The sequence below is a fragment of the Trebonia sp. genome (genome assembly GCF_049794275.1).
GTDB lineage: Bacteria > Actinomycetota > Actinomycetes > Streptosporangiales > Streptosporangiaceae > Trebonia.
The window spans coordinates 1-1,808 of the sequence record NZ_JBARCR010000573.1; the positions used below are offsets into that span (position 1 = coordinate 1).

Sequence of the window (1,808 nt, forward strand, 5' to 3'; positions counted from 1 at the left end):
CAGTCCGCCTTCTCGGTGACGATCAGGTTCGACGACGACACCACCGGCGACCCGGTCGGCTTGACGGTCGTCATCTTGAAGCCCGACCAGTTCCGCGTTGTCATCGAGATCGGCGGCCCGCTAACCCCAAGGCCGGTTAGTTAAGGTTCGTCGCCGGGTGTCAAGGGAGCGTCGAGGATGGTGATGGCGATGGTGGGCTTGCGGGTTGCGCGGTCGACTTTGCCTCGGGCGTTGTACCTGGACATGGCGCGCTTGACGACGCGGGGGCTGATGCGCAGCCGCCTGCCGGGCATCAGGCTGGCCAGGACGAGCCGGCCGATTGTCCCGGTCAGGTCGGCAGTTGGGCCGGCGAGGACGCCGGCGGCGAGGATGACCTGGTCACGGGCGGCGTTCAGGGCGACGGTGAAGCTGGCGCGGTCGGGGTCGGTGCCCGGGACGGTGCCAGCGGCGTCGGCGATGGCGGTGCGCAGCACCTGGTAGGTGACCAGCAGGGCGTAGACCTCCTGGTCGATGCCGCCGGGGGTGCGGGCGCGCAGGACCCGGCCGCCGAGGATGGTGGACTTGAGCTCGAAGTAGGCGCTCTCGACCTCCCAGCGCTCGCGGTAAAGAGCGGCGATCTCGGGGGCGGGGTAGCGGGCCGGGTCGAGGAGGGTGGTGATCAGCCGGCAGCCGCTCGTGGCGTGCCCGGTGCTGGTGGTGACGGTGATCTCGGCGTCGATGACCCGGACGGGGATGCCGCCGAAGCGCGACAGCCAGGACCCGTCGCCGCAGCGGCTCAGGACCGGAAGCTTCGGGGAGCAGTTCCCGCTGCGGACCCGGATCAGGAAGTCGGCCCTGGTTCCCGCGATCTGCGCGGCCAGGAGCCCGGCGCCGAAGTTCCGGTCGGCGAGCAGGATCATGCCCGCGTGCAGGCTGGCGAGCAGTGCCGGGGCGCAGGTGGTCTCGCCCTTGGACACGGGGCTGAACACGGCGTCGATGACGGTGCGGGTGCCGCAGCTGACCAGGACCAGCAGCCGCAGCATCGGGTAGCCGGAGGGGCCGTTCTTGCCGCCGCGCTGCCTGGAGTAGACGGCCAGGTTCGCCTCGCTGTCGGCAACGGTCATGATCGTGCCGTCGATCGCGCAGACCAGCAGTCCCCGCCACCGCGCCCCGCCCGTGGCCGGGCCGCGCAGCAGGAAGAACAGCTCGCGCAGCGGAGCCGGGCCGAGCCTCCGCCGGGCCTGGGTCATCGCGGACGCGGTCGGGACCGCCGCGGGCAGCCCGCCCAGCCCCGCGGCCACGCGGTGCCAGACCTGGGTGTAGCCCAGCTCGGCGAACAGGCACCCCGCCAGCAACAGGTACACCACGACCCGGGAGGGCAGGGCCCGCACCCGCCGCTGGGTCCGGCACGTTTCCTCCAGCACCGCGTCGACCATCTCGAACGGCACCTGCTGTGTCAGCTCGCCCAGGTGCCCCGGCGCGAACCGGCCTCCGGCCACCGACACGGCACGGGAAATGACAGACTGATCCATGGCGGGGCTCCTGGTGACGAGGCATGTCTTTGGCGGACAAACCTCACTTACCGGAGTCCCGCTGCCACCGCACCAACCAACACACCTTGACAGCCACGCAACTCGCTTAACTAACCGGCCTTGCTGCTAACCCGGGATCCCGCGCGGTGAGCGGTTTTCAGGCTGCCGGGGCGCGCAGGGTATCGCTCAGCGCCAGCAGGGCCCCGGAGACGACCCGGTAGTAGGCCCATTTGCCGCGCTGCTCACGGGTGACGAGCCCAGCTTCTGTGAGCTGTTTCATGTGGTGGGAGACAGTGG

General features: G+C 70.5%; 1 protein-coding gene. It reads right to left on the reverse strand.

What is annotated here, in order from left to right; translation table 11 throughout:
- Positions 1 to 140: 140 nt before the first annotated feature.
- Positions 141 to 1,511 (reverse strand): IS4 family transposase, encoded by a 1,371-nt coding sequence (locus WA805_RS15630; protein WP_425242684.1) that lies wholly within the window; start codon positions 1,509 to 1,511, stop codon positions 141 to 143.
- Positions 1,512 to 1,808: the final 297 nt, after the last annotated feature.